The following is a 4868-nucleotide window of genomic DNA, read 5'->3' as shown; positions in this document are numbered from 1 at the left end:
ACTCAGGACATGCAGCCCATAACCGTCCTGAGCGAAAAAATCGACCGGACGCAGCCGACGGTCACTGTGCTCGTAAACAAACTGGAGAAGGTGGGATATGTCCGCAAAGTGAAGAGCAAGGAAGACAGCCGCATGACGCTGGTTTCGCTGACGCCAAAAGGGAAAGAATTGGAGCCGGTGTTCCAGGAAGTGTCCGCCCGTCTCAACGAGACGATATACGGCGGACTTTCCGACAAGGAGCAGGTCCAGCTTGAATCCCTGTTGGAGCAAATATTCAAGAGGTTCTAATGCTTCATCTGCAAATACATAGACATCTATGTAATTATTCGGTACACTATACTACATAGATATCTATGTAAATAGTGAGGAGGCATTCTTTATGAAATGCGAGCTGAAACATACGACGATTCACTACGAGATTCACGGCAACGGTAAGCCGGTTTTGCTGCTGCATGGGTTTTCCTGTGACCATCACCTCATGACGGGATGTATGGAACCGGTGTTCAAGAGCCAATCCGGCTGGAAAAGGATTTATCCGGATTTGCCGGGAATGGGGGACAGCACCGTTACGGACGGTATCCAGAGTACGGATGATATGCTGGAGGCGCTCGATGAGTTTGTTGGAGAAGTTTTGGGGGATGTGCCTTTTATTTTGGCTGGAGAATCTTACGGCGGCTATTTGTCCAGAGGACTGCTCAAGAAGCGTCAGCATCAAATCGAGGGTCTGCTCCTGATTTGTCCGACGGCCGGACAGGCGAAGCACGACGCGCCGGCATTTCAGCTCATTGCCCGGGATGAAGAGTTTATGTCGCAGCTGAACCATCCGTACGCGGGTGAATTTACCGGGATGCATACGGTACAGGACGAGTACAATTGGAGCCGGTTTGAACAGGAAATTGTGACCGGACTCAAAAAAGCGGATCGGCCGTTTCTGGAGCGTCTACGCCAGCGTTATGATTTCTCGCCTGAAATGGAGCAGCTGGACACCCCTTATGTGAAGCCCGTGCTTATTCTGGCCGGCCGGCAGGATCATATCGTCGGTTATCGGAATCAGTGGGCGTTTGCGAATGAGTATCCGCGGGCAAGCTTCGTCATGCTTGATCGGGGCAAGCTTCGTCATGCTTGATCGGGCCGGCCATAATTTGCAGATCGAACAAAGCAGGTTGTTCCACGTCCTGGTGGAAGAATGGCTTGATCGGGTAACCGAAGAGCAGGAAGCCAAGCACAGAAGAGCTTAACTAGGATGCGTTGAATCTGAATTTTATTCACACACAGCATATTTTCAAAATGGCCAGACTCCCGATAGGGGGTCTTTTTTTTCTGGAAGGTACCTTTTCCGGCAATAGCCCGATCTTCATAAATAACCGTTGCAAGCTTTAGGGACAGAGGGGCTTTCCCAGCGCTTTTCTTGACGGAAGCGAAAATATTGATTATCCTTATATTTAATAAACATTAAATTTAATATGCATATAAAGGGTGGTTTTTCTGCAGCTCGATAAACTGGTCAATTATTATAAGGCTTTAGCCGACCGGAACCGGATTCGGATTCTGGTACTCCTGTCTCAAGAAGAAATCAACGGCATGACCCTTGCTGAGAAGCTGGGTGTCACCCCTGCGACGATCACGCACCATATAGCCAAATTAAAGGAAGTCGGGGTTGTCATGGAGCGCCGGGAAAAAAACGTGTCGTACTACCGGATTTCGCAGGACATGATCGAGCGTACGGAAGGCCAGCTCCTGAAGCTGATCCGCAATTATGAGCCCCAGGAGGATCAGCCCGGGACGCAGTTGTCCGCTAAGAACGAGAAGCTTCGGGACACCGTGCTCAAAAGCTTCATCATGGATGACGGCCGGCTGAAGAACATCCCGGCACAGCTCAAGAAAAAGCTGATTGTGCTTGAGTTTATGGTGCGAAACCTGGATATGGGACGAAAATACACGGAGAAGGAAATCAACGAGTTCATTAAAACGTTTCACCCCGATTTTGCCACGATCCGCAGGGAATTCATTATGCATCACTACCTGTATCGTGAAAAAGAAATCTATGAGTTGAACCCGGTGGAAATGTGGGAAAAATGGGAGTATCTCTAGGGAGGCGGTCACGTGCTAGTAGACCCATTGGAAGTTTTGGAACGCTGCGATACCCCGCGCGGTGAAATTCAGCTGCAGCGCCGGTGCGGCGAATACGAATTGATCAGCAACGGTACGTTTCTCATGGCCACCTATAACGGCGAGTCGGAAAAAAGGCTTGTCCGTTCGGCCATCGAGGCCTGCGCCAAAGACGGCATGACCTTGCTGATCGGAGGCTTGGGCGTCGGCTATTCTTTGGGAGAGGCCGTGCATCATCCGCAAACCGGTCAAGTCACTGTCGTGGAGATCGAAGACCAGGTCATCGCCTGGAACCGGACCTATTTGGCGCCATTTTCCGGAAACGCGCTGTCCCACTCAAAGACGAGGGTCATATGCGCCGATCTGCTGAAATGGATATCCGAGACGGACGAGACGTTCGATGCGATCTGTTTCGACATCGATAACGGGCCGGACTGGACGGTGTTTCAAGACAACGAAAGCCTGTATTCTCCGGAGGGACTTAAGGCGCTTACTCGCCTGCTGAATCCCGGAGGCGTCATGTCTTTCTGGAGTGCTTCGGCGTCTCCGGCATTTAAGGCGCTCCTCAAGTCCCGTTTTGCCGGAGTGGAAGAAATCCGCATTGAGCAGCCGCGGAACGTCGAGCCGGATGTGGTGTACATAGCCAAAACTTAAACTAGTAATCGTGCAACGCTTTATGGAAAAAAAGGTTGAACCTGTGCCTGCGGTATGGTAAATTAAGGGCATTCAAGTCATGAAAGGGTGACCTTAGGCCAATGATCTACTAATCCTATCCACACAAAACAATCGTTTGAAACGATGTTTAGGATAGGATTCGTGCGGGCTTTTTTAAGAAGTCATGCCGGTTGGGCATATGCTTCTTAAATACGGGATCATGGTGCACTCTCTTGACGAGAGGTTTCAGCGGATTTCCATGCGTATACAGCCTCCTGTCCTGAACATCGGGACAGGGGGCTTTTTTGTGTGGCAATGAGGCGACCGAACAAGCTATCCAATCTGCTGAACAATAGAAAGGAGTGACTTGCATGCCAGGTCCTAATCCGAACGCGAAGTTTCCGATACCAGGGGACAACAATATGCAGTTTATCAAAAACGTGATCACGATGCCGAACCTGATCGCGGGAGATTATTCTTACTACTATGCGATCAATGGAGAGTCGTTTGAAGATCAGGTGTTATATCATTACGAATTTCTCGGAACCAAGCTAATTATCGGTAAGTTTTGCTCGATTGCCGGAGAGGCGCGTTTTATGATGGATGGAGGCAACCATCGGATGGACGGCTCCACGTTTCCTTTTAACATTTTCGGAAACGGCTGGGAAGCCCACACGCCAACACTAGATCAGCTCCCGATCAAGGGGGATACCGTTGTGGGAAACGACGTCTGGATCGGACGAAGGGCAATGATCCTGCCGGGCGTGAAGATTGGTGACGGAGCGATCATCGCGGCAGAAGCTGTTGTGACAAGGGACGTCGAGCCTTACACCATCGTCGGCGGCAACCCCGCGAAGGAAATCCGCAAGCGCTACGCACCCGAGGTGATCGCCGAGCTTCTGGAGATCCGCTGGTGGGATCACGACATCGAAGAAATCGAGCGGTTCATGGGCGCTATCGCCAGCAGCGACATGGATCTGCTGCGGCAGATGGGCAAGCCGAAGCAAGAGGAAGGAGGGAGGTCAGATGAGGATTGAAATAGAGGAATTCCTCTTGCCTTTGCCGGACTCAGGGCCGTACGGTATCACGGCCGGCAGAGACGGGACCGTGTGGTTCACGGAACAGAAAAGAAACCGAATCGGAGCCCGGGGCGAGCGTGGCGAATTTACCGCTTTTGACGTGCCGACACCCAATGCGGGGGTGCGATCTGGTTCACCGAGATGATGACCGGCCGGATCGGCAGGCTCAGCCCTGGGGGTGAAGTGACCGAGTACAAGCTTCCTCATGAGGATGCTTTTCCATCCTTCATTACCACAGGCAGTGACGGGAAGCTGTGGTTTACGGAAAACCAAGGGAATCGGATCGGCACCATCGCACCGGACGGTTCAGTTACTCACTATGCGCTTCCAACGCCAGGTTCCGCACCGGTCGGGATTACGGCGGGGCCTGACGGCGCGCTGTGGTTTGTGCAGATCGCCGGTAATCGGGTCGGCAGAATCACGACGGAAGGTGAGATAAGCGAGTATTCGCTGCCTACCGCAGGGGCGAAGCCTCACGCGATCACGTCCGGAATCGGCCAGGACCTTTGGTTCACGGAATGGGGTGCGAACCGGATCGGCCGCATCTCCGTGGACGGTAAACTGACCGAATATGACATTCCGACACAGGGGGCGGAACCGCATGGCATCGCTGTGGCCGTGGACGGCACGGTGTGGTTTGCCGAAGAAAGCAATCGTCTTGGACGATTGACGATCAAGTAGAGAGTGCGAAGCAAAAGTCTCAGGATCATCCGTGACCTGAGGCTTTTTGGTATGAAAATGACATATCTTTTTCTGTTCGTTTATTCGGAACAATGGACTAAGTGGATGCTCCGCGAGTACTAATTTTTAACTATTTTTGTCGAAAGCCTTGTAAAAGCAATATTAGATATATTAAATATAGATTGTGTAACAGCAATGGAGAACCTCGATTCCGTTCGGCGTTCAGCATGGCGAGGTTTCAAATACGGGCCGGGAGTAGGGTGTTTCTTTCAATTGCCAACCAAATCAGCGTAAAGTTGAGGTGTATTATTCATGCTTCGAAAGTTCACCGCGGTTTGTCTCGCT

Annotated in this window: 5 protein-coding genes and 1 pseudogene; all 6 read left to right on the top strand. The window is 51.4% G+C overall.

The window, feature by feature from the left end; genetic code table 11:
• Positions 1-288, top strand: a 288-nt coding sequence (locus tag CPT76_RS13660; protein WP_146116314.1) for a MarR family winged helix-turn-helix transcriptional regulator, incomplete at its 5' end; no start/stop codon positions are given.
• A gap of 91 nt (positions 289-379) precedes the next feature.
• Positions 380-1126: an alpha/beta fold hydrolase gene (locus CPT76_RS13655; RefSeq protein ID WP_219845422.1), complete on the top strand. Its 747-nt coding sequence runs from the start codon at positions 380-382 to the stop codon at positions 1124-1126.
• 359 nt (positions 1127-1485) lie between these two features.
• Complete coding sequence (locus CPT76_RS13650) at positions 1486-2091, top strand: DUF2087 domain-containing protein (protein ID WP_105444076.1); 606 nt, start codon at positions 1486-1488, stop codon at positions 2089-2091.
• 12 nt (positions 2092-2103) lie between these two features.
• Positions 2104-2763 (top strand): spermidine synthase, encoded by a 660-nt coding sequence (locus CPT76_RS13645; RefSeq protein WP_258168400.1) that lies wholly within the window; start codon positions 2104-2106, stop codon positions 2761-2763.
• 371 nt (positions 2764-3134) lie between these two features.
• Positions 3135-3800: a Vat family streptogramin A O-acetyltransferase gene (locus tag CPT76_RS13640; RefSeq protein ID WP_105443299.1), complete on the top strand. Its 666-nt coding sequence runs from the start codon at positions 3135-3137 to the stop codon at positions 3798-3800.
• Positions 3790-4523: pseudogene (locus tag CPT76_RS13635) on the top strand (Vgb family protein). The gene CPT76_RS13640 and the pseudogene CPT76_RS13635 overlap by 11 nt, the downstream one beginning before the upstream one ends.
• Positions 4524-4868: the final 345 nt, after the last annotated feature.

The organism is Paenibacillus sp. AR247, from assembly GCF_002968895.1.
GTDB classification, from domain to species: domain Bacteria; phylum Bacillota; class Bacilli; order Paenibacillales; family Paenibacillaceae; genus Paenibacillus_AQ; species Paenibacillus_AQ favisporus.
This window is presented reverse-complemented; position numbering and strand designations above follow the sequence as displayed.

What these genes read in the sequence shown, in the direction of transcription:
- CPT76_RS13655 (WP_219845422.1), top strand. Translation starts at nt 380, where the DNA reads ATGAAATGCGAGCTGAAACATACGACGATTCACTACGAGATTCACGGC.
- CPT76_RS13640 (WP_105443299.1), top strand. Translation starts at nt 3,135, where the DNA reads ATGCCAGGTCCTAATCCGAACGCGAAGTTTCCGATACCAGGGGACAAC.